This window comes from Ruegeria atlantica (assembly GCF_001458195.1).
Taxonomy (GTDB): domain Bacteria; phylum Pseudomonadota; class Alphaproteobacteria; order Rhodobacterales; family Rhodobacteraceae; genus Ruegeria; species Ruegeria atlantica.
In genome coordinates, this window is sequence record NZ_CYPU01000017.1 from 1 (window position 1) to 18,064 (window position 18,064).

General features: G+C 55.4%; 18 protein-coding genes and 1 pseudogene. 8 read left to right on the forward strand and 11 right to left on the reverse strand.

What is annotated here, in order from left to right; all coding sequences use genetic code 11:
• The 3 genes and pseudogenes from RUA4292_RS25690 to RUA4292_RS04345 form a co-directional block, all read right to left on the reverse strand.
• Window positions 1-175: pseudogene (locus tag RUA4292_RS25690) on the reverse strand (IS30 family transposase); the annotation flags it as partial.
• Between the two features lie 66 nt (window positions 176-241).
• The gene (locus RUA4292_RS04340; protein WP_058276488.1) at window positions 242-1,168 is read right to left on the reverse strand and encodes a DMT family transporter; all 927 of its coding nucleotides are present in this window, start codon (window positions 1,166-1,168) and stop codon (window positions 242-244) included.
• 228 nt (window positions 1,169-1,396) lie between these two features.
• The gene (locus RUA4292_RS04345; protein WP_145974867.1) at window positions 1,397-1,954 is read right to left on the reverse strand and encodes a hypothetical protein; all 558 of its coding nucleotides are present in this window, start codon (window positions 1,952-1,954) and stop codon (window positions 1,397-1,399) included.
• Between the two features lie 96 nt (window positions 1,955-2,050).
• Between RUA4292_RS04345 and RUA4292_RS04350 the strand changes: the two genes are divergently transcribed.
• Window positions 2,051-2,611 (forward strand): Crp/Fnr family transcriptional regulator, encoded by a 561-nt coding sequence (locus tag RUA4292_RS04350; protein WP_058276490.1) that lies wholly within the window; start codon window positions 2,051-2,053, stop codon window positions 2,609-2,611.
• 243 nt (window positions 2,612-2,854) lie between these two features.
• On the opposite strand, the gene RUA4292_RS04355 is transcribed toward RUA4292_RS04350, so the two are convergent.
• Complete coding sequence (locus tag RUA4292_RS04355) at window positions 2,855-3,052, reverse strand: DUF3955 domain-containing protein (RefSeq protein ID WP_058276491.1); 198 nt, start codon at window positions 3,050-3,052, stop codon at window positions 2,855-2,857.
• A gap of 84 nt (window positions 3,053-3,136) precedes the next feature.
• On the opposite strand from RUA4292_RS04355, the gene RUA4292_RS04360 reads away from it, so the two are divergent.
• The 6 genes from RUA4292_RS04360 to RUA4292_RS04385 all read left to right on the forward strand — a co-directional run bounded on the left by RUA4292_RS04360 (window position 3,137) and on the right by RUA4292_RS04385 (window position 8,370).
• Window positions 3,137-3,952 (forward strand): 2-keto-4-pentenoate hydratase, encoded by an 816-nt coding sequence (locus RUA4292_RS04360; protein ID WP_145974868.1) that lies wholly within the window; start codon window positions 3,137-3,139, stop codon window positions 3,950-3,952.
• Between the two features lie 129 nt (window positions 3,953-4,081).
• Complete coding sequence (locus RUA4292_RS04365) at window positions 4,082-4,495, forward strand: CRISPR-associated protein Cas4 (protein WP_233493349.1); 414 nt, start codon at window positions 4,082-4,084, stop codon at window positions 4,493-4,495.
• A 2-nt stretch (window positions 4,496-4,497) separates the two neighbouring features.
• Window positions 4,498-4,983 (forward strand): immunoglobulin domain-containing protein, encoded by a 486-nt coding sequence (locus tag RUA4292_RS04370; RefSeq protein ID WP_058276494.1) that lies wholly within the window; start codon window positions 4,498-4,500, stop codon window positions 4,981-4,983.
• 6 nt (window positions 4,984-4,989) lie between these two features.
• Window positions 4,990-6,891: an Eco57I restriction-modification methylase domain-containing protein gene (locus tag RUA4292_RS04375; protein WP_058276495.1), complete on the forward strand. Its 1,902-nt coding sequence runs from the start codon at window positions 4,990-4,992 to the stop codon at window positions 6,889-6,891.
• A gap of 3 nt (window positions 6,892-6,894) precedes the next feature.
• A complete protein-coding gene (locus RUA4292_RS04380) occupies window positions 6,895-7,599 on the forward strand; it encodes a hypothetical protein (protein WP_058276496.1) in 705 nt (234 codons plus the stop codon).
• A 9-nt stretch (window positions 7,600-7,608) separates the two neighbouring features.
• Window positions 7,609-8,370: an HNH endonuclease gene (locus RUA4292_RS04385; protein ID WP_058276497.1), complete on the forward strand. Its 762-nt coding sequence runs from the start codon at window positions 7,609-7,611 to the stop codon at window positions 8,368-8,370.
• A gap of 144 nt (window positions 8,371-8,514) precedes the next feature.
• On the opposite strand, the gene gyrB is transcribed toward RUA4292_RS04385, so the two are convergent.
• Together gyrB and RUA4292_RS04395 are read right to left on the reverse strand one after the other, a co-directional pair.
• Entirely contained in the window at window positions 8,515-10,932 is a 2,418-nt protein-coding gene (gene gyrB, locus RUA4292_RS04390; protein ID WP_058276498.1) for a DNA topoisomerase (ATP-hydrolyzing) subunit B, read from the reverse strand.
• A 125-nt stretch (window positions 10,933-11,057) separates the two neighbouring features.
• Complete coding sequence (locus tag RUA4292_RS04395) at window positions 11,058-11,630, reverse strand: TetR/AcrR family transcriptional regulator (RefSeq protein ID WP_058276499.1); 573 nt, start codon at window positions 11,628-11,630, stop codon at window positions 11,058-11,060.
• Window positions 11,631-11,729: 99 nt separating this feature from the next.
• Here RUA4292_RS04395 and RUA4292_RS04400 point away from each other — a divergent pair, with 99 nt between their 5' ends.
• Complete coding sequence (locus tag RUA4292_RS04400) at window positions 11,730-12,296, forward strand: carboxymuconolactone decarboxylase family protein (RefSeq protein WP_058276500.1); 567 nt, start codon at window positions 11,730-11,732, stop codon at window positions 12,294-12,296.
• Here RUA4292_RS04400 and recF read toward each other — a convergent pair.
• The 5 genes from recF to acuK all read right to left on the reverse strand — a co-directional run bounded on the left by recF (window position 12,293) and on the right by acuK (window position 17,998).
• Window positions 12,293-13,390: a DNA replication/repair protein RecF gene (gene recF / locus RUA4292_RS04405; RefSeq protein ID WP_199519987.1), complete on the reverse strand. Its 1,098-nt coding sequence runs from the start codon at window positions 13,388-13,390 to the stop codon at window positions 12,293-12,295. The genes RUA4292_RS04400 and recF overlap by 4 nt on opposite strands.
• 59 nt (window positions 13,391-13,449) lie before the next feature.
• Entirely contained in the window at window positions 13,450-14,571 is a 1,122-nt protein-coding gene (gene dnaN, locus RUA4292_RS04410) for a DNA polymerase III subunit beta (RefSeq protein WP_058272968.1), read from the reverse strand.
• Between the two features lie 228 nt (window positions 14,572-14,799).
• A complete protein-coding gene (gene dnaA / locus RUA4292_RS04415; protein ID WP_058276502.1) occupies window positions 14,800-16,185 on the reverse strand; it encodes a chromosomal replication initiator protein DnaA in 1,386 nt (461 codons plus the stop codon).
• Window positions 16,186-16,725: 540 nt separating this feature from the next.
• Entirely contained in the window at window positions 16,726-16,989 is a 264-nt protein-coding gene (gene rpsT / locus RUA4292_RS04420) for a 30S ribosomal protein S20 (RefSeq protein WP_058272970.1), read from the reverse strand.
• A 232-nt stretch (window positions 16,990-17,221) separates the two neighbouring features.
• Window positions 17,222-17,998 (reverse strand): acryloyl-CoA hydratase, encoded by a 777-nt coding sequence (gene acuK / locus RUA4292_RS04425; protein ID WP_058276503.1) that lies wholly within the window; start codon window positions 17,996-17,998, stop codon window positions 17,222-17,224.
• Between the last annotated feature and the right edge of the window lie 66 nt (window positions 17,999-18,064).

The following is an 18,064-nucleotide window of genomic DNA, read 5'->3' on the forward strand; positions in this document are numbered from 1 at the left end:
ATCGCCGCCGCTCTGGTGGCCGTATACCACCCGTTCTCGCAAGCAGGGGATAGATCGACGACGAGCCTCGATCAAACAACCGACCGATCGAGCTCATCGACTCTCCGCGCTGCCAGCGATCCCAAATCTCTGCCTTCTGTTTCTCCGTAAAATAAATCCGACGACGATAAGCCATACCAACACTCCATCCTTGCTTCCAAAGTGAAGTGTTGCGGCGATCCGTTGAGTCCGCCGCCCAAAGCTAACTCTCAGGCTCCTTGCTGATCACGGTCGTCACAGTTCGAGTTGAGCGACTTTGAGTGAGAGCAATCGCACCCAAAACTAGCGCGCAGGCCAACGCCTGAGCACCCGTGATTACTTCACCGAATGCAAGAACGCCAACAGCAAACATCGTGGGTAGTTCAATACTTCCGACTACAGCAGTGCGCGTTGCCCCAATAATAGGCGAACAGATCGTGTAAATCAGTTGCGGAATAAGCGCGGTCACAAGGCCAAACCCGACAACCAGAAACCAGTCGCCCCCACCTTCTGGTAGGATTTCGCCGACCTCGGATGAAAGAATGAGAGGGGCAAGGCCAATGACCGACCCAAGCGAGACTGACGCCATTCTGGCTAAAGGCGCAATACGTGATAGGCGGTGCACGAGAACACATATGCCGAAGCCAAAACCGAAAGGTGCCGCTAATGAGACGAGAAGGATTGGAATTTGGTCCGGAGGCACCGATGCCGGAGAACCTGCGAATATCGCAGCAACAACGATCAATCCAGCCGCAATAAGGCTACGCCGTGTTGGTTGATCACCAAAAAGCGCCCATGCGATGGCAATCGTAAACACCGGATAGGTCATGTAGAGAACACCAACCGTCGATGCAGGAACAGTCTCAAGAGCAGTAACATAGCCGACCCAGCCAAGGCCCATCACTGCGCCTGCAACCATACCCCAGATGATTTCCCGCCACTTTGAGTGATGCATTACAAGTGCGGGCAAAAGGACAACCGCTGCCAAGATGTACCGATAAAAGGCAACCGCATAGGGAGCGAGACCCTGATCGGTGAGCCCACGGCTAAAGTAGGGTACAAGGCCAAAACAAATGGATGCAAAAAGCACACCAACGACCGCAAGGGCATAGGGTATTGCGTTCCGCTTGGCTGAGGTTAGTTGGTTCATTGCTGACAACTAACACGCTAAATTGCGGTTGACATAGTCAAGACAAATGAACGGCAACTTCGTCCGCGTAGCGGTCATAGCGTCATTTTTCACCAGCGTCTGCTATCGCGTAAAGCGGTCATTGGAAGCAGAAAGTTCGGTTTTGCGTGACCGGACGACCGCTCAGCGGCGCTTAACTGTCATCTGAGAAAAACAGTCGGATGACTGTACCGAGCCCGAAGCGGACGTTCAACTGACCTTTGGTCGCTGACGCATTCTCCTTATAGCGAACTCGGCTAGAGCAATCAGCAAGGTGGTATACACAATCGTAGAAAAGATAGACTTGCTCACCGACGCCAAACTTGTCGCTGTAACCAGTGCTTCGGGAACGCCAAGACCGGCATTTAGCATCCAGACGATCAACCCATTCTCGGCATAGTCCGCGATTGCCGCAAGATAAGCTACAGCGGCAACGGCTCGATACCATCGAGCAGTCGAGCCAAAGGATTGCGACAACCAATAAAGCGAGCTGGCGCTCGAAATCGCCAATAGAGCCGGGTACATCGTGTCCAGTGGAATTTGCATGGTAAGATAAACTCGTCGCCCTTCTTCTCCGAGTGCGGAAATGAGTGCTAAGGCATCAGCGTAGGAATAGCCGTTTGGTCGCATGTCGAATGCCCTAACCCCGGTGATCCGTTCAATATCTGCAAGCGAACCGAAGACCATAAGAAAGTAGACGAACATCGCGGCGCACCAGAACAGCAGGATTCGTGAACCATGATGTGGGTAGGAAAGTGCGTTATTCATAGATTTTCTCCAACATTGACGATGCTGGACTATCAGTGCGCGGCCGGTTCAAGCATTATCATTTGATAACGTGAGCTAGGGGCGCATGGAGTGGAAATGCATCAGAAAACCATCGAAGAATTCATGATGGAACTCCCGGACAAAGATCGGGAGACAATGGTAAATGCATTCGAAATACGTAACTGGCCAATCGGAAGTTACATGTCGAGCCAAGGTGAGCGAGACGAGAATGAGTATTTCCTACTAGGTGGACGTGCGCGAAGCGTAGTCACCGATGCCGAGGGTACGGAGGTAACCCTGAACTTGTACGCCGCTCCAATGGTGATAACGCCCAACATGGCCAGAACGTCAGGTGGATGTTCGTTGGTGGATATTGAGATTTTGGATGACGCCGTTGCAGCGACAATGCCAGCTGCGCAGTTGATGGACCTAATGGTGAATTTCGAAAGCATATGCGAATGGGGTAATAACTTAATGCGCGAGGAGTTGACCCGCAAAGTCGGACGCGAATGGTGCCTTGCAGCTTTGAGCGCGCGGCAACGTTTAGAGTGGTTTCGAAAGGTACACCCGGGGTATGAAGCGCTGTTTGCCCATTTCCACATTGCTTCATACCTGGGAATGACGCCCGTCACATTGAGCAGAGCTCGTAACCGGTGATTTCAGTCAAATATTCTTAGGCGAAGGCGGTCGTAGTTCGGAACCATTCACTTGCTGGGCAATGGCGGTTTTGTCCGCAGCTCAGTCGTTGCCCTGATTATGTCGAACGTCCGCTGATGGTAGAAACTGCCGTTTAAGTTCGAGTTACTTCATAGGTCCTGACCCTAGGCTTGGGCGGAGGTCGCCATCCTGGCGATTACCCAATTTGCATTATGGAACAGCGTTCTGACTGACGGAAGTGTATCAGTCACGCCGCGATTGGAACAGAGAAGCGACAATTACAACGACGCCAATTGCTGCGAGAATGAAAGTCAGCGGTAAAAAGAAGCTTTCGTGCAGAACGCCGTTTGGGCCGACACCGCCATAAAACAGGTGCTCTGAAAGCCCACTTAGTGCAGCAAAGAAAAGACTGACGATACCAAAAAGGCGAAGTCTGGTCATGTCAGGACTCCTAGGGGATGGACCAATAGTTAGCATCGTTTGTTTTGCCTGTGAATAGAGGGGCCTGGTTCTTCAAAACCTCGATTGCATCGCAATCCAGCCGCCGGTGCGTATAATGCAAATATGACCAGAGATATTGAAGCTAACGCTCAGACAATCGCTGATGCCCTGACCTCTGCCCAGCAGATATCTAAACTGTCTTCAGAGGCAGAACAGCTGACGCTGGATGAAGCATATTCGATTGCGAGTCGTGTCCGAGAACTTCAGGGCAAAAAGAGAGTTGGCCGAAAGGTTGGCTTCACGAACCGCACGATTTGGCCTGTTTACGGTGTGGATCAACCCATTTGGGGAGCGGTTCACTCAGATGGGCTGTTTTCGACTGATCAGCCGGTAAATTTGGCAAGGTATTCAGAACCGAGGATTGAACCAGAAATTGTATTGGGCCTTGGCTGTGCACCAACAGCTGAAATGAACAATGAGCAGTTGGCAGGTTGCGTGGAGTGGGTCGCTCCAGGATTTGAAATCGTCCAATCGATTTATCCCAACTGGAAATTCTCAGTCGAGGACTCAATAGCAGCACAAGGATTGCACGGCTGCCTTGTTCTTGGCGACAAAATCGCGGCGACGCATGATATCTTGACCGGCTTGGCGGAGGTGCCAGTAGCATTGTTCAAGGGCGCCGAGGCCATCGAGTCCGGCAAAGGTGAAAACGCGCTTGGAGGCCCAATCGAAGTCCTGGCTCATCTTGTGTCTCTGCTCTCTGACGCCGACCAGCTTCAGGGAGGCGAACTAGTCACAACTGGCACATTGACAGACGCATGGCCAGTGTCTCCGGGTGAAGAATGGTCAGCTGGTTTTGGTGGCGTGATGGACACCGAGCTATCGGTACGATTTACATGAGGCTTTGGTAGAGTGGTGACGCCGACTGCACCAAAGAAAAGTTACTCTCAATAGCTGACCATGATGGTCTTCCACTGATTTCACCAATTCTGGAATGCAAATTATACGATGCTATCCAAATCTGATTACATGTTGTTTCTCAGGCACCCCGCCTGGCTATGGATCAAGAAGCATGCCAGGCATCTGTTGCCGCCGATTGACCCTTCATTGCAAGCACGCTTTGACGAGGGGCACGCGTTTGAGCCCTACGCGGAAGAGCTATTTGGTGATCTCGTTCGCCTCGGTTTTTCAGATTTTTCAGAATACCAGGCTCTGCCCGCGCGCACTTTGGAAACCTGGAGGAACGGTGCAAACGCCGTGGCGCAGGGACGCTATGAAGATGGAACCATAACTTGCATCTCCGACATCGTGAGCCGCAGTGGCGATGGGTACGTTCTGACAGAGATCAAGAGCGGAACTTCCGCAAAGCCCGAACATACTTTTGATCTCGCATTCCAGCGTGTCGTGCTTGAAGCAGCCGGGTTTCCCATTACGCGTTCCTGAAGTTGAAGAAGGCCAAGTTTCTCGCCGGACAAGCACCGCTGTCTGATCCGATCAGCAGCGCAAATGAGTTTGATGAACTCATTGCTGACGTCGAGATTGATCCACTGACCCGAGCTCTTTTAGCACTGCAAGAAGTAGAGATCACACTTGGCCGGGCAAAACTGTCTGATCCGATTTCCGCAGATGAGATCAGAGCGCGCAAGGTGAATGAAGACCCGGGCCTTCCCCTCGGCTTCTTCGACGCGCAAATCCGCTGCGGCGATGCTTTGCTGGGGGTGTTCGACCTGACGGTGCTGGAGGAAGGGATTCCCGATGCCGCCTTTAAGCCGCTGACCGGCGACGATAGGGATACGGCGCGCTACTACTTGCAAGCCAACCGCGCAGCGACATCTGGGCAAGGTGGTTTCGATTTTGGCACCGGGCAAGCAGCAATGCCCGAGATGAAGCCGATGGCGCTCGATTTCTCGGGATTCCGCGATCTGCCCTAGGATACGGTGGAGCAGATCGGGGCCAAGGCCAAACGGTTCAGGGAACTGCGCAAGAAGCAGGGCTTCGTGCGGGCGACGGCGGCGGCGAACCTCTATGTCGCGGCCTTCTTACTGCCCAAGGTGGTTGGCGCACCCGTTGGCCCCTCGGCTCGCACGGTGCCGACGACCGAGGAGCTGTGGATGGCCCTCAATCAGGGTAAGATGCGGCAGGCGATGGTGGACGCCCCAAAGGCAGCGCGCCGCGCCCGCGCCTTTCACTGGCCGTTGGAGTTCCCGGACATCATGCAGCACGGTGGGTTCGACGTGGTGCTGGGCAACCCGCCGTGTGAGGTAATGCAGCTTTCAGAACGCGAATTCTTCGCATCACGAGCACCCGATATCGCGACCTTGAAAGGCGTGAAGCGAAAAGCCGCAATCCAAAAACTCAAGGTCGCACAGCCGCAACTTTTTGCCTCTTATGAAGAAACAAAGAGAAACCATGATTCTTCTAACGAATTTGCTCGATCATCCAACCGCTTCGAGTTGACCGCGACTGGGAAGATGAACACTTACTCTCTGTTTTGTGAGCTTGCAGCAAATCTTGTCAGCGGCGAGGGGAGAGTGGGCATCATAGTTCCAACCGGCATAGCGACGGCAGATACGAACAAAGCTTTTTTCGCGCGGAACATATCCGATGGCCGTGTCATCTCGGTCCTTTCATTCTACGAAACAAGGTACTGGTTCACGCAAACGGATGACAAAAACTCATTTTGTCTGCTCACCTTGGGCCGCAATCTCGGCAGGGTTAAGTTTGTTTTCGATGCCAAGCCGATTTCTGATTTGAACGATGACAGGAGAGTATTCGAGCTGAGTGGAGATGACATTTCTAGGCTCAACCCACTCACTCGTACTGCCTCCGTCTTCAAATCCCGGATAGACGCCGAAATCACGGCGGAGGTGTACAAAAAGATCCCCGTTTTAGCCCATGGTGGTTCTGACAAATGGAACGTTCAGATGTCACAGGGGCTATTCAATATGACTTCCGACAGCGGCCTCTTCTTGGAGCTACCCTCTCCAAAGACCGATGAGGTGTTTGAAATTCATAAGTCGAAGGGGTGGGTTCCTCTATATGAAGCCAAAATGATGCATCAGTATAACCACAGATGGAGCTCTGCGGTCGGTAGTGCGTCGGACGACATCGAGTCTTCAGAAGCTAAGGGGCCCTGCACTGAAGTCCTGCCCCGCTATATTGTTGAAGAAAAGGAGGTCAACAAAATTACGATAGATTTGCATTGGAAGCGTCCATGGTCAATTTCCTGGCGTCGAAATGCCAGAAATTCAGACGAGCGCACGATCATTTGCTGCGCACTACCGGAAAGCTTTGGGATTGGCGACAGTTTATTTTGCTTGGCCCCCAAAGAGACCGGATCAAAATCGGCGGCACTGTTAGCAAACCTCAATTCGCTTCCTCTTGACTACCTAGCACGACAAAAGGTCAGCGGCGTAAATGTAAGTTTTTATTTTGTCGATCAGTTCCCAATACTGCCTCCCTCATTCTACACCGAACCCCGCCTTGCTTTCATCACCCCAAAGGTGCTGGAACTCACCTACACCTCGCATAGCCTCGCCCCCTTCGCCCGCGATCTGGGACATGACGGCCCGCCCTTCGCCTGGGACGAGGACCGCCGCGCGCTGCTGCGCGCCGATCTCGACGCCTTCTACGCCCGCGCCTACGGCCTGACCCGCGATGAGCTGCGCTACATCCTCGACCCCGCCGACGTGAAGGGCCCCGACTACCCCTCGGAAACCTTCCGCGTCCTCAAGGAAAAGGAAATCCGCCAACACGGCGAATACCGCACCCGCCGCCTCGTCCTAGAAGCCTGGGACCGGATGGAGGCCAACGGCGACTTCAGCGCGATAGGGATGTAGAGGATGGAATTCTTGCTGGCCGCGTTGTTCGTCCTCGCTTTGCTGGTCTTTTTGCTCTGGCTCTTGCTGGCGCTAATCCTCAGCGGGGCGCGCCTGATCGGTTGGGACACCAATATCTCGTTTGAGCGCGCAGGACGCTTCATCGGACAGCGCAACGTGCCAGGCATTTCACCGATCCTGCGGTTCTTTGCAGAAAGAAAGGCGGAACGGGAAAGACGCGAGGTGGAAGCGCAACGCAAAAGAGCCGAGGTCGAAGCCCGCGCGCGTGCAGAGCGCGACAGAGCGCAGAAGGAACATGATGAGCTGGTCGAACGGCCAATCCCCCCAGACATCAAGCGGGATATGCGCGCATTTCTGGATGGCTCGTTCGTTGGTGAAGACCGCTCGCCGTTGGCCTATGTCGGATACAGGGTTGGAAAGACACGTGGGCTTGCTAGCCGTGAAAGGCAAAGGCGTCTGGATGTCTGTTTCCGGATCGAGATCCCTTCTGACCTTGATCCAAAATACCAGGGATGGGGCGCACCTGCGACATACCAACGGTTCCGTTCAATTGAGAAGCATCTGAAAATGTTGGCCGATTTGCGGCGAGGTCGAAACAACCAACGGTTTGCTGTTGCGGATTGGGAAGAAGACCGCCAGTGGTTTCTGCGCGAGTACCGCGAATTGGCCGGGTTGTTGCAGCGCCACCCTCCACGGCGTTACTGGTGAAGGATAGCTATGGCAATTGAGTCTCCCCAATCCTTTGTAACTTACTCCGCCAGCGAACAAGCGGCGTGGCAGAACGGCTTCCGCAAGAATCTCGGCCAAGAAAATGGATGGGCGGCTTTCGGATCGACAACAGCGAAAGGAACGATTTTTCTAGCGTCGGGCAGTGATAACGGATCCTGGTATGTCGCAATCGACCACCCAGGCGTTGTCGCGGAGCTTCCGTTTCCAAAAGCTTGCGTCACACACCCCGGTATCGCCGCCTACAGCGCCGCACACATGTCCGAGCTGTATCCAGTGCTAACACGTATTTATGAGCTGTCCGTGAGCCTGCCAGACGGCCCTCTGGAGGAGTTTCAGGCTGCAACCGATGGTTTGCCGGAGAAAACCGAAGCAGAGCGGTTGGTCAAGCAGCGCATTGGTCAGGATATTTTCAGAAATCGTTTAATCTCTTATTGGCAGGGTCGCTGCCCGATTTCGGACATTTCTGACACTGAGCTCCTTAGAGCCTCACACATTAAGCCGTGGAAAGACTGCGAAACTGATGCTGAGCGGTTGGACGTCCACAACGGAATTTTGCTGTCAGCATTATGGGACGCAGCATTCGACAAGGGTCTGGTGACTTTCAAGGACGACGGGACACCTGAGTTTTCGAGTAAACTGTCCGCGCCGGCAATGAGCTCGTTGTCCGGACATTCCAAGCGGATCTCTGGTCTAACTGCTGGGCACAAGGAGAACCTGATCTGGCATCGAGATCAGGTGTTCAATCCTTGAGAAATTAAAATCTATCCTTCAACACCCGCATAAGACGATTTACTCACTTTTCTCTGCACCATTATCGCGAAACAATGCAGACTTATGGGCAAATCGTGCAATCTTATGGGGTGCGTGAAGGTTTGTGCGCTCCCCTACAATATCCTAGAAATCCAGGTTCTCCACGCTCAGAGCATTTTGCTGGATAAACTCGCGGCGAGGCTCCACCACGTCGCCCATCAGTTTGGTGAATAGGTCATCCGCTTCAACCATGTCGTCCACCCGCACCTGTAAAAGCGTACGTGCGTCCGGGTCCAGCGTTGTTTCCCAGAGCTGATCCGGGTTCATCTCACCCAGACCTTTGTAGCGTTGCAGCGACAAGCCCTTTTCACCTTCTTCCAGAATGGCGCGCAACAGATCCAACGGGCCGTGAATAGCCTGTGACCGGTCGCGACGGACCAGCGTTGCCGGGGTGTTGTAGATCTCTTGCAGGCTTTGGGTAAAGCTGCCGGTCTTGCGCGCCTCGCCCGAACGCAGCATCGGACCATCTAGAGTACGCACCTCTTCGACACCGCGAAGAATGCGCGCCAGACGGATGCCGTGATCCTGCGTGATCCGGCCCTTCCAGCCGCGTTCGTATTCCAGCGCAATCAGGTCGAGACGCGCGGCGACTTTGTCTGCAACGCCTTGCAAATCCGCATCAACCGCGCCCGGCACAAAGGCACCTGCTACGGCGGCCTGTTCCAGGATGTGGCGTGGATAGTGGGTTGGGAAGGCGTCCAAGACGCGCTTCAACTGACGCGCTTCGTCGACAATGCGCGTCAGATCCTGACCCAGGATCTCTTCGCCAGAACCGAGCTTCAGCACCGCCCCTTCGACACCTTGGTTAACCAGGTATTCATCCATCGCCGCCTGATCCTTCAGGTACACTTCGGATTTACCGCGCGCCACTTTGTAAAGCGGCGGTTGGGCGATGTAGAGGTAACCGCCCTCAATCAGCTCAGGCATCTGCCGGTAGAAAAACGTCAACAGCAACGTCCGGATATGTGCACCGTCGACGTCCGCATCGGTCATAATGACAATTTTATGATAGCGCAGTTTTTCGATATTGAACTCGTCTCGCCCGATCCCGGTGCCCAGCGCCATGACGAGGTTGCCGATTTCCTGAGATGACAACATCCGGTCAAACCGAGCACGTTCGACGTTCAGGATTTTACCCTTGAGAGGCAAAATTGCCTGAGTTTGCCGATCGCGGCCCGTTTGCGCTGATCCGCCTGCGGAATCACCCTCAACCAGGAAGACTTCGGTTTTGGTCGGATCTTTTTCCGAACAATCCTTGAGCTTGCCAGCCAGAAAATTCACATCCATCGCCGTTTTGCGGCGTGTCAACTCACGCGCCTTGCGGGCCGCTTCACGGGCCAGAGCAGCCTCGATAATTTTGCCAACGATAATCTTGGCCACGTTCGGATTTTCTTCGAACCATTCAGCCAGCTTTTCGTTCATCAGACCTTCGACTGCAGGGCGCACTTCGGATGACACCAGCTTGTCCTTGGTCTGGGACGAGAATTTAGGGTCGGGGACTTTGACCGACAACACACAGGTCAGACCCTCGCGCGCATCGTCGCCGGTAAAGCTGACCTTTTCCTTTTTCGCGATCCCGCTGGTCTGGGCGTAGTTGTTGATGGTCCGGGTCAGCGCACCGCGGAATCCGGCAATATGGGTTCCGCCATCGCGCTGTGGGATGTTGTTGGTGAAGGGCAGGACTGTCTCGTGATAGCTGTCATTCCACCACATGGCGATTTCGACACCGATATCGTCGCGCTCACCCTTGATATAGATCGGTTCTGGCATCGCGGAGGTCTTGGAGCGGTCCAGGTATTTGACGAATTCCTTGACGCCGCCTTCGTAAAACAATTCGGTCTCTAACCGTTCAGCCGGGCGTTCATCAATCAGAATGATCCGTACACCCGAGTTCAGGAAGGCCAGTTCGCGCAGACGCTTTTCCAGCGTCTCGAATGAATATTCCAGATTTGAGAACGTATCCAACGAAGCCAGAAACCGCACTTCGGTTCCGGTCCGATCACCGCACTCGGCGACAACTTTCAGATGCTCGACCGTCTCACCACCTTCGAACCGTGCAACGTGCTCCTTACCATTGCGCCAGACACGCAATTCCAGCCAGTTGGACAGTGCGTTCACCACCGAAACGCCCACGCCGTGCAGACCGCCGGACACCTTGTAGGAATTGCTGTCGAACTTGCCGCCAGCATGCAGCTGGGTCATGATCACTTCGGCTGCGGACACACCTTCTTCGGGGTGAATGTCGACGGGAATTCCGCGACCATTATCGCTGACCGAGACGCTGGAATCCGCGTGGATTTTAACGGTTACATGGTCCGCGTGACCGGCCAGCGCTTCGTCAATCCCATTGTCAACGACCTCATACACCATATGGTGCAGACCCGAGCCATCGTCCGTATCCCCGATATACATGCCGGGGCGCTTTCGAACTGCCTCTAACCCCTTGAGAACTTTGATGGAATCTGCACCGTATTCCTGGGGTGCCTGTGCGTCTTCGGACATGCCGTCAGTACCTATATTATTTTGGTAACTTATACGTTTTCTGGGGGGGATTGTCACGCGCTACCCCAACATTTTGTGTCGGTCTTGCGTGATTTAGTTTCTTTCGGCAGCTGACTGCCGAATCCCTACAAACGGTCGATATCGGCCGCTATATCTGCCGCGATTTCATGGGCGTCGACATCACTGCGCTCGGCCGACAATCGCAGCCCCAAAAGTTCGGATTGATAACGCATCGCCAGCCGGTTCGGATCGTGGCTTGGGGCAATATCCCCAGTCTCTTGTGCCTGACGGAACAAATCTGCAAAGCAAGCCTTCATCTCGGACATGAGAACACCCGCCCGACCGGCGAGCTCGTGATCCTTGGCCTGCAATTCTGCGTAGGTCTTGGCCAACATACAAGCCTTCGCGGGCGCTCCGCTTGCCTCAATAACCAAACGCGGCTGCGCCTTTAAAGCCTCGAGCGGACCTACCCGGTCAGCCAATGCCCTCAGCCGCGCGACACCCTCTTGCGCGTAGCGGTCCAACGCCAGCCCATAAAGCGCGTCCTTGGACCCAAATGCCGCATAGAAACTGCCGGGTTTCAACTTCAACTCGCGCTCAAGGTCTTTCAGGGATGTGCCAGCCCAACCCTGACGCCAGAAGATATCCCTGGCCCGGGCAATCAGGTCATCTCGGTCATATTCGGGTTTGCGTGGCATAACCTTCACCAATTCTTGAACGATTGCTCAAATATATACTTGAGTGATCACTCAAGAAAGACTATTTCTGCCTTACCCCGCCAGAAAAGGAGTTCCAACATGGCCAATTTCCCGTCACATGATCTCGTATCCGCCCCCGAAGGGTCCAAACCGCTACTGGAAAAATCGCAAGCCGCTTTTGGCCGCCTGCCCGGCCTGCACAAGGTCATGGCCGAAAGCCCCCAGCATCTGGAAGGCTATCAGGTGCTGCATGGCCTGTTCATGCAGACCGATTTCGACAATGATGAGAAAACCGTCGTCTGGCAGACCATCAATGTGGAAAACGAATGCCACTATTGCGTGCCCGCTCATACCGGCATCGCCAAGATGATGAAGGTTTCGGACGAAATCACCGAAGCCCTGCGCAATGAAACCCCGCTACCTTCGGCCAAGCTTGAAGCACTGCGCACCTTCACCCTGCAAATGATGGAAACCCGCGGCAACCCGACCGAAGCACAGCTGCAGGCGTTCTTTAATGCGGGCTACTCTCACCGCGCTGTTTTGGATGTGGTGCTGGGCCTCGCGCAAAAAACCATGTCGAACTACGTGAACCACATGGCAAAAACCCCTGTCGACGAAGTCATGCGCGGCTTCCTGTGGGAACGTAAAGTCGGCGAGCCGGCCTAAGCGGACACGACCGAGCCCTCCGAGCCATCACTCACGATCAAGGATTGGGCCCGGTCGCCCAGTTCCGCAAACAGCTCAGGCCCGGTGCCCGTCATCCAGGCCTGAGCACCCAGCGCACAAATCTCATCATACAGCGCCGCGCGCCGATCCGCGTCCAGATGCGCCGCCACCTCGTCCAACAACACGATCGGGGGCGCGCCGATCATACTCGCCAAGGCTCGTGCGTTCGACAGGATCAATGAGACCAGTAAAGCCTTCTGCTCACCGGTCGAACAATCCTTGGCCGGAACGCCTTTGGCAGCGAACACCCCGTACACGTCCGACCGATGCGGCCCCACCAGCGTACGTCCGGCCGCCAGATCGCGGAACCGGCTTTCACTTAGCGCTTCGCGCAGATCCGCTTCCGTTTCCGGCATCGCACCTTCGGTCTGTACCAGCTTCAGTTCCGCCGATGGAAACGCGGTTTCCGCCTGATCCTGCGCCGCGCGCAGATGATCAAGCGCCGAAAGCCGCGCAGCGTGAATACGATACCCCGTCTCCGCCATCTGCGCTTCAAGTACTGCATACCAATGCGCATCGCGCACCTGCTCTTTCAGCAGACGGTTCCGTTCGCGCATGGACTTTTCATAGGTCAAAGATGCTTCAGCATGGGCGGGGTCGAAACTCAGCGCGATCCGGTCCAGAAAACGCCGACGCCCTTCGGCCCCCTCGATCCAAATCCGGTCCATCGACGGGATCAACCAGACGATCCGCGCCAGCTTTCCCAGTTCAATCTGGCTGGACGCCTTGCCGTCAATGCGAACCTGCCGCGCGACACCGCCCTCAGACCAGGTTTCAATCTCGTATTGTCGCCCCTGCGCCTGCAGCACCCCGGTCAGTTTCCAACCCAACGCCTCGGGGCGTCGGGTCATCTCGGCCGCGCTGGCCCGCCGCATTCCGCGACCGGGGGAAAACAGGGACACCGCTTCCAGGATGTTGGTCTTACCCGCCCCGTTCGGTCCGTGAATCGCAACAGGCCGACCATCCAAAGACAGTCGCGCCAGCTTGTGGGACCGAAAATGCGAGACGGTAAGCTCGGTCAGGGCCAAACCCATGACCCCTCCCTTCATCTTTTCAAAAATACTCCTGCCGGAGGCATCGCACGTCCGTGCGATCAGACGCGCATCGGCATGACGACGTATACCGCGCTCAGATCATTGCCTTCGCGCATCAGGGTCGGATCAGCCGCTGAATTGAACAGGAACACAGCGTTCTCACGATCCACCTGAGAGGCGATTTCCAGCAGGTACTTGGCGTTGAATCCGATTTCCAGCCGCTCGTCGCCATAGGCCACGGCCAGTTCTTCCTCGGCCGCGCCGCTATCCGGGGCGTTGACGGAAAGCACCAGTTTATCTGTATCCAGCTGCAGCTTTACCGCTCGAGACCGCTCAGAGGACACTGTTGCAACCCGATCTACCGCCTTTGCGAATTCGGCCGCATCGACTTCCAGCTGGCGCGTATTGCCCTGAGGAATCACACGTGTGTAATCCGGGAAGGTCCCGTCGATCACTTTTGAGGTCAGCGTGATGTCCGGGGTTGCAAAGCGCACTTTCGTTTCACTGACCGACACTGCGATATCCATCTCATCGTCGTCCAGCAGCTTGCGCAGTTCGCCTACGGTTTTGCGCGGTACGATCACGCCGGGCATGTCTGCAGCGCCATCCGGCAGATCCGCGTCGATGCGTGCCAGGCGGTGGCCATCGGTGGCCACACAGCGCAGCACCTTGCCGCCTTCGGACCCGTCGGCCACATGCATATAGACGCCGTTCAGATAGTACCGGGTCTCTTCGGTCGAGATGGCGAATTTCGACTTATCGAACAACCGGCGCAGCAAGGCTGCCGAGGCGGTAAAGTTCGATTGGTATTCCGAAGACGCCATCACAGGGAAGTCTTCCTTTGGCAGCGTCGCCAATGAGAAATTCGACCGGCCTGCTTCAACCGTCAGACGCCCTGCGGCGCTGTCGGCGGTCAGTGTCACCAACGCTCCATCGGGCAGTTTGCGCACGATCTCATGCAACGTCGTTGCGGCCACCGTTGTGGCCCCGGCCTTTTCGACCTGTGCGGGCGCTTTGTCGACAACTTCGATATCCAAGTCGGTCGCCCGGAACATGGCCTGATCGCCCTCGGCTTCGATCAAAACGTTGGCAAGTATGGGAATGGTGTTGCGACGTTCGACAACAGATTGGGCCTGGGAAACGGCCTTGAGAAGGGTGCCGCGTTCGATGCTGATCTTCATACCCTTAATTCCTCTGACTTGCGTGCCGAAATGGGCGGGACTGGCACGTTAGCGGTTCCGCCCTGAGGCACAAGGATTTTTTATGGATTTCTCGGTCGGATTGCCCAAAGCGTCAAGGGCCGCGTGGCCCTGCAAGCACAGTTCATTTCCAACCGTGGAAAATAGCGCACAAGAAAACGCCCCGGGCGTGAGGGTCCGGGGCGTTTCTCAAGTGATATGAGTAGGAGCTCAGGCTTCCAGCGCGCGCCGCAGCATTTCCACATCTTCGGCAATCTGGCCGTCCGTGGTTTTCAGCTCTTCGATGCGTTTTACGCCGTGCATGACAGTCGTGTGGTCACGTCCTCCGAACCGGCGCCCGATTTCCGGCAGGGACCGGCTGGTTAGTCGCTTGCACAGATACATCGCAACCTGACGCGGGCGGGCATAAGACCGCAGGCGTTTAGGTCCAATGATGTCGGACAGGCGGATGTTGTAATAGTCCGAAACCTTGCGCTGAATCTCTTCGACAGTGATCTTGCGCTCGGATGCGCGCAGCACATCGGCCAGACAGTCCTGCGTCAGCTCCATATCGATCTCGCGCCCCACCAACGAGGCAAAAGCGAACAGACGGGTCAGAGCACCTTCCAGCACGCGAACATTGGTCGAGATCCGGTGCGCCAGGAATTCCAGGACACCATCGGCAATTGTCAGGTCGGGATATGTGCTGCTGTACTGCTGCACCTTGTTTTGCAGGATGCCCAGGCGCAGTTCATAGTCGGTTGGGTGCAAATCAACCACCAGACCACATTGCAGACGCGATTTCACCCGATCCTCTAGGTCCTTGATCTCACCCGGGGCGCGGTCGGCCGAGATGATGATCTGCTTGTTCTGGTCCACCAGTGCATTGAATGTGTGGAAGAACTCTTCCTGCGTCGAATCTTTGCCCGCGATGAACTGCACATCGTCCACCATCAACACGTCAACCGACCGGAACAAATGTTTGAAGTCCATCATCCGGCGCTCGCGAAGGGCCTGCACGAAACGGTACATGAACTGTTCCGCCGACAAATATAGCACGTTCAACTCGGGGTGTTTTGTTTTCAGCTCCCATGCGATGGCATGCATCAGGTGCGTCTTACCCAGACCAACGCCACCGTAAAGAACCAGCGGGTTGAAGGTCACAGGACCACCTTCAGACACACGACGCGCCGCGGCATGGGCCAATTCGTTGGGTTTACCAACAACAAAACTGTCGAAGGTAAAGCGGGAATCCAATGGCGCGGCCTGCAAGGATTCAAACGCGCCATTCGCGGCTTCCATCTGCGGCGCAACAGGTGCATCCCGCACAACAGTCGGCTCGGATTCGGTGTCTACTTTAGGGCGCGCCGGTGAGTTAGCAGCGACGCGAAAGGCCAGTCGTTGAACCGTTTCCCCTGCGGTGTTCATCTCATACAGTATGAGATCCGCAAAGTTCTGACTGACATAGTTGCCCATGAAATTAGTCGGCACGGAAAACACCGCTACGCCGTCCTGCAACTCTTGGAATTCAAGAGGTTCAATCCAGGTCGTGTAGTTGTTTTTTCCGATAGCCTTGAGCAACTTGTTACGTAGTAGTCCCCATTTCTCTTGTGTCATTAAGCGCCTCACGCATCCCATTCTTTATTGGCCTGTCGGCCTTATTGCTATTTTCCGGTTGCCCGGATTATGCTTTCACACGCAAAGGGATACACAACGCCAAACCGCAGAAGTTTGGCGGGTGTGTTTTAGAAAGTCCGCACATCCCTACTTGCCGGCGCTCCATACCCGGAACGCCCTGAAAACAGGGTTGCGCAACGCAATCTCAAATTCGACAGGGCTTGGTTCCCTGGTGACCCAAGGACCGCAGCAGATTAGCAAACCAGTTGCCAACATTCGTTCCTGACCGTCCTGATGCCCGTCAGTTTAGTCGTTGGAACAGCCTGTCCCCCCAAGCGAGTGAATCGCTGTAACAGTGGTAGCAAGAGGCCAAGGCATCCGGCAACGAAACTCTGATATTGACTCGTATCTTTCGCCGAAAGAATCTCTCGGTTTTGTGAAGGCGCGGCTTTCCGGCAACAGCAAAAAAAAAGCGCCGCTGGGCGCGGCGCATTTTCTATCATTTCACCTTGTTTGGTTGACCCAAGGTCAACCCGGGCCTTAGCCCAGCGCTTTTACACGAGCCGACAGGCGCGACATTTTACGCGACGCTGTGTTCTTGTGGAAAACGCCTTTTGTGACGCCGCGCATCAGTTCAGGCTGAGCTGCGCGCAGTGCTGCGGTTGCAGCGTCCTTGTCGCCGGATGCGATCGCTTCTTCTACCTTACGCAGGTAGGTACGGATGCGCGAACGACGTGCTTTGTTGATTGCGAAACGGCTCTCGTTCTGACGAGCGCGTTTTTTTGCTTGGGGCGAATTAGCCATGTGTGTCTCTGACCTTTGGTTCGGTACGTTGTCTAGGGTTGCGCGCCACGGAATATCCGCACCAGATCAGGAATCACGAGTGTGAGTCGGGCCAAGCGGGCCGCACGCGCATGTATGGTGGCGGGTACTACCCAAGTTGGCCGGGTTTGCCAAGGCGATTCTTTTGATGCGCATAGCTGGTATGAAAAAGGCGGGCAAAGGCCCGCCGGTTTCGATTTGATCAGGGAACCGCTTATTTGTCGCGGAATTGCGCGGCGCGTTTTTCCAGGAACGCGGCCATACCTTCTTTTTGATCCTCGGTCGCGAACATTGAATGGAACACGCGGCGTTCGAACAGCATGCCTTCGCTCAGCGGCAGCTCATAGCTGCGGTTTACCGACTCCTTGGCTGCCATAGCGGACAGTTGGGATTTTTCGGCAATCTTCTGGGCTGCGCCCATCGCCTCATCCATCAGCTTCTTGGCGGGAACGACGCGGCTGACAAGGCCAGCGCGTTCAGCTTCTTCTGCGTCCATGAAACGGCCGGTCAGGTTCATGTCCATGGATTTGGACTTGCCGACAAACCGCGTCAGACGCTGGCTGCCCCCAAGCCCGGCAATGACGCCAAGATTGATCTCAGGTTGGCCAAATTTGGCAGTGTCCGCTGCGATGATGAAATCGCACAACATCGCAAGTTCGCACCCGCCGCCCAACGCATATCCGGCTACGGCAGCGATGATGGGCTTGCGGATCGCGCACACGCGGTCGTTCAGAGCACCAAACAGGTTCGAGCTGTAAACGTCCACAAAGCTCATCTCGGACATTTCCTTGATGTCCGCGCCCGCAGCGAACGCCTTGTCCGACCCGGTGATGACGATGCAGCGCACTTTGTCGTTGCTATCCGCATCTTCCAATGCCGAGCACAATTCCTGCGCCAGTTGTGAGTTCAGCGCGTTCAGCGCATCGGGCCTGTCGAGCTTGATAAGGGCGACGTGGTCTTCGATTTCGACGATGATCGTCTCAAAAGCCATGAGGTGAAAGCTTCCGGTTGTTCCGTTCAGGTACGATTCCTTACCACGCGCATTCGCTGGATCAAG

What these genes read in the sequence shown, in the direction of transcription:
- acuK (WP_058276503.1), bottom strand. Translation starts at nt 17,998, where the DNA reads ATGGCTTTTGAGACGATCATCGTCGAAATCGAAGACCACGTCGCCCTT.
- RUA4292_RS04350 (WP_058276490.1), top strand. Translation starts at nt 2,051, where the DNA reads ATGCATCAGAAAACCATCGAAGAATTCATGATGGAACTCCCGGACAAA.
- gyrB (WP_058276498.1), bottom strand. Translation starts at nt 10,932, where the DNA reads ATGTCCGAAGACGCACAGGCACCCCAGGAATACGGTGCAGATTCCATC.
- dnaN (WP_058272968.1), bottom strand. Translation starts at nt 14,571, where the DNA reads ATGAAGATCAGCATCGAACGCGGCACCCTTCTCAAGGCCGTTTCCCAG.
- RUA4292_RS04345 (WP_145974867.1), bottom strand. Translation starts at nt 1,954, where the DNA reads ATGAATAACGCACTTTCCTACCCACATCATGGTTCACGAATCCTGCTG.
- RUA4292_RS04395 (WP_058276499.1), bottom strand. Translation starts at nt 11,630, where the DNA reads ATGCCACGCAAACCCGAATATGACCGAGATGACCTGATTGCCCGGGCC.
- RUA4292_RS04355 (WP_058276491.1), bottom strand. Translation starts at nt 3,052, where the DNA reads ATGACCAGACTTCGCCTTTTTGGTATCGTCAGTCTTTTCTTTGCTGCA.
- recF (WP_199519987.1), bottom strand. Translation starts at nt 13,390, where the DNA reads ATGGGTTTGGCCCTGACCGAGCTTACCGTCTCGCATTTTCGGTCCCAC.
- RUA4292_RS04400 (WP_058276500.1), top strand. Translation starts at nt 11,730, where the DNA reads ATGGCCAATTTCCCGTCACATGATCTCGTATCCGCCCCCGAAGGGTCC.
- dnaA (WP_058276502.1), bottom strand. Translation starts at nt 16,185, where the DNA reads ATGACACAAGAGAAATGGGGACTACTACGTAACAAGTTGCTCAAGGCT.
- RUA4292_RS04365 (WP_233493349.1), top strand. Translation starts at nt 4,082, where the DNA reads ATGTTGTTTCTCAGGCACCCCGCCTGGCTATGGATCAAGAAGCATGCC.
- RUA4292_RS04340 (WP_058276488.1), bottom strand. Translation starts at nt 1,168, where the DNA reads ATGAACCAACTAACCTCAGCCAAGCGGAACGCAATACCCTATGCCCTT.
- rpsT (WP_058272970.1), bottom strand. Translation starts at nt 16,989, where the DNA reads ATGGCTAATTCGCCCCAAGCAAAAAAACGCGCTCGTCAGAACGAGAGC.
- RUA4292_RS04385 (WP_058276497.1), top strand. Translation starts at nt 7,609, where the DNA reads ATGGCAATTGAGTCTCCCCAATCCTTTGTAACTTACTCCGCCAGCGAA.
- RUA4292_RS04380 (WP_058276496.1), top strand. Translation starts at nt 6,895, where the DNA reads ATGGAATTCTTGCTGGCCGCGTTGTTCGTCCTCGCTTTGCTGGTCTTT.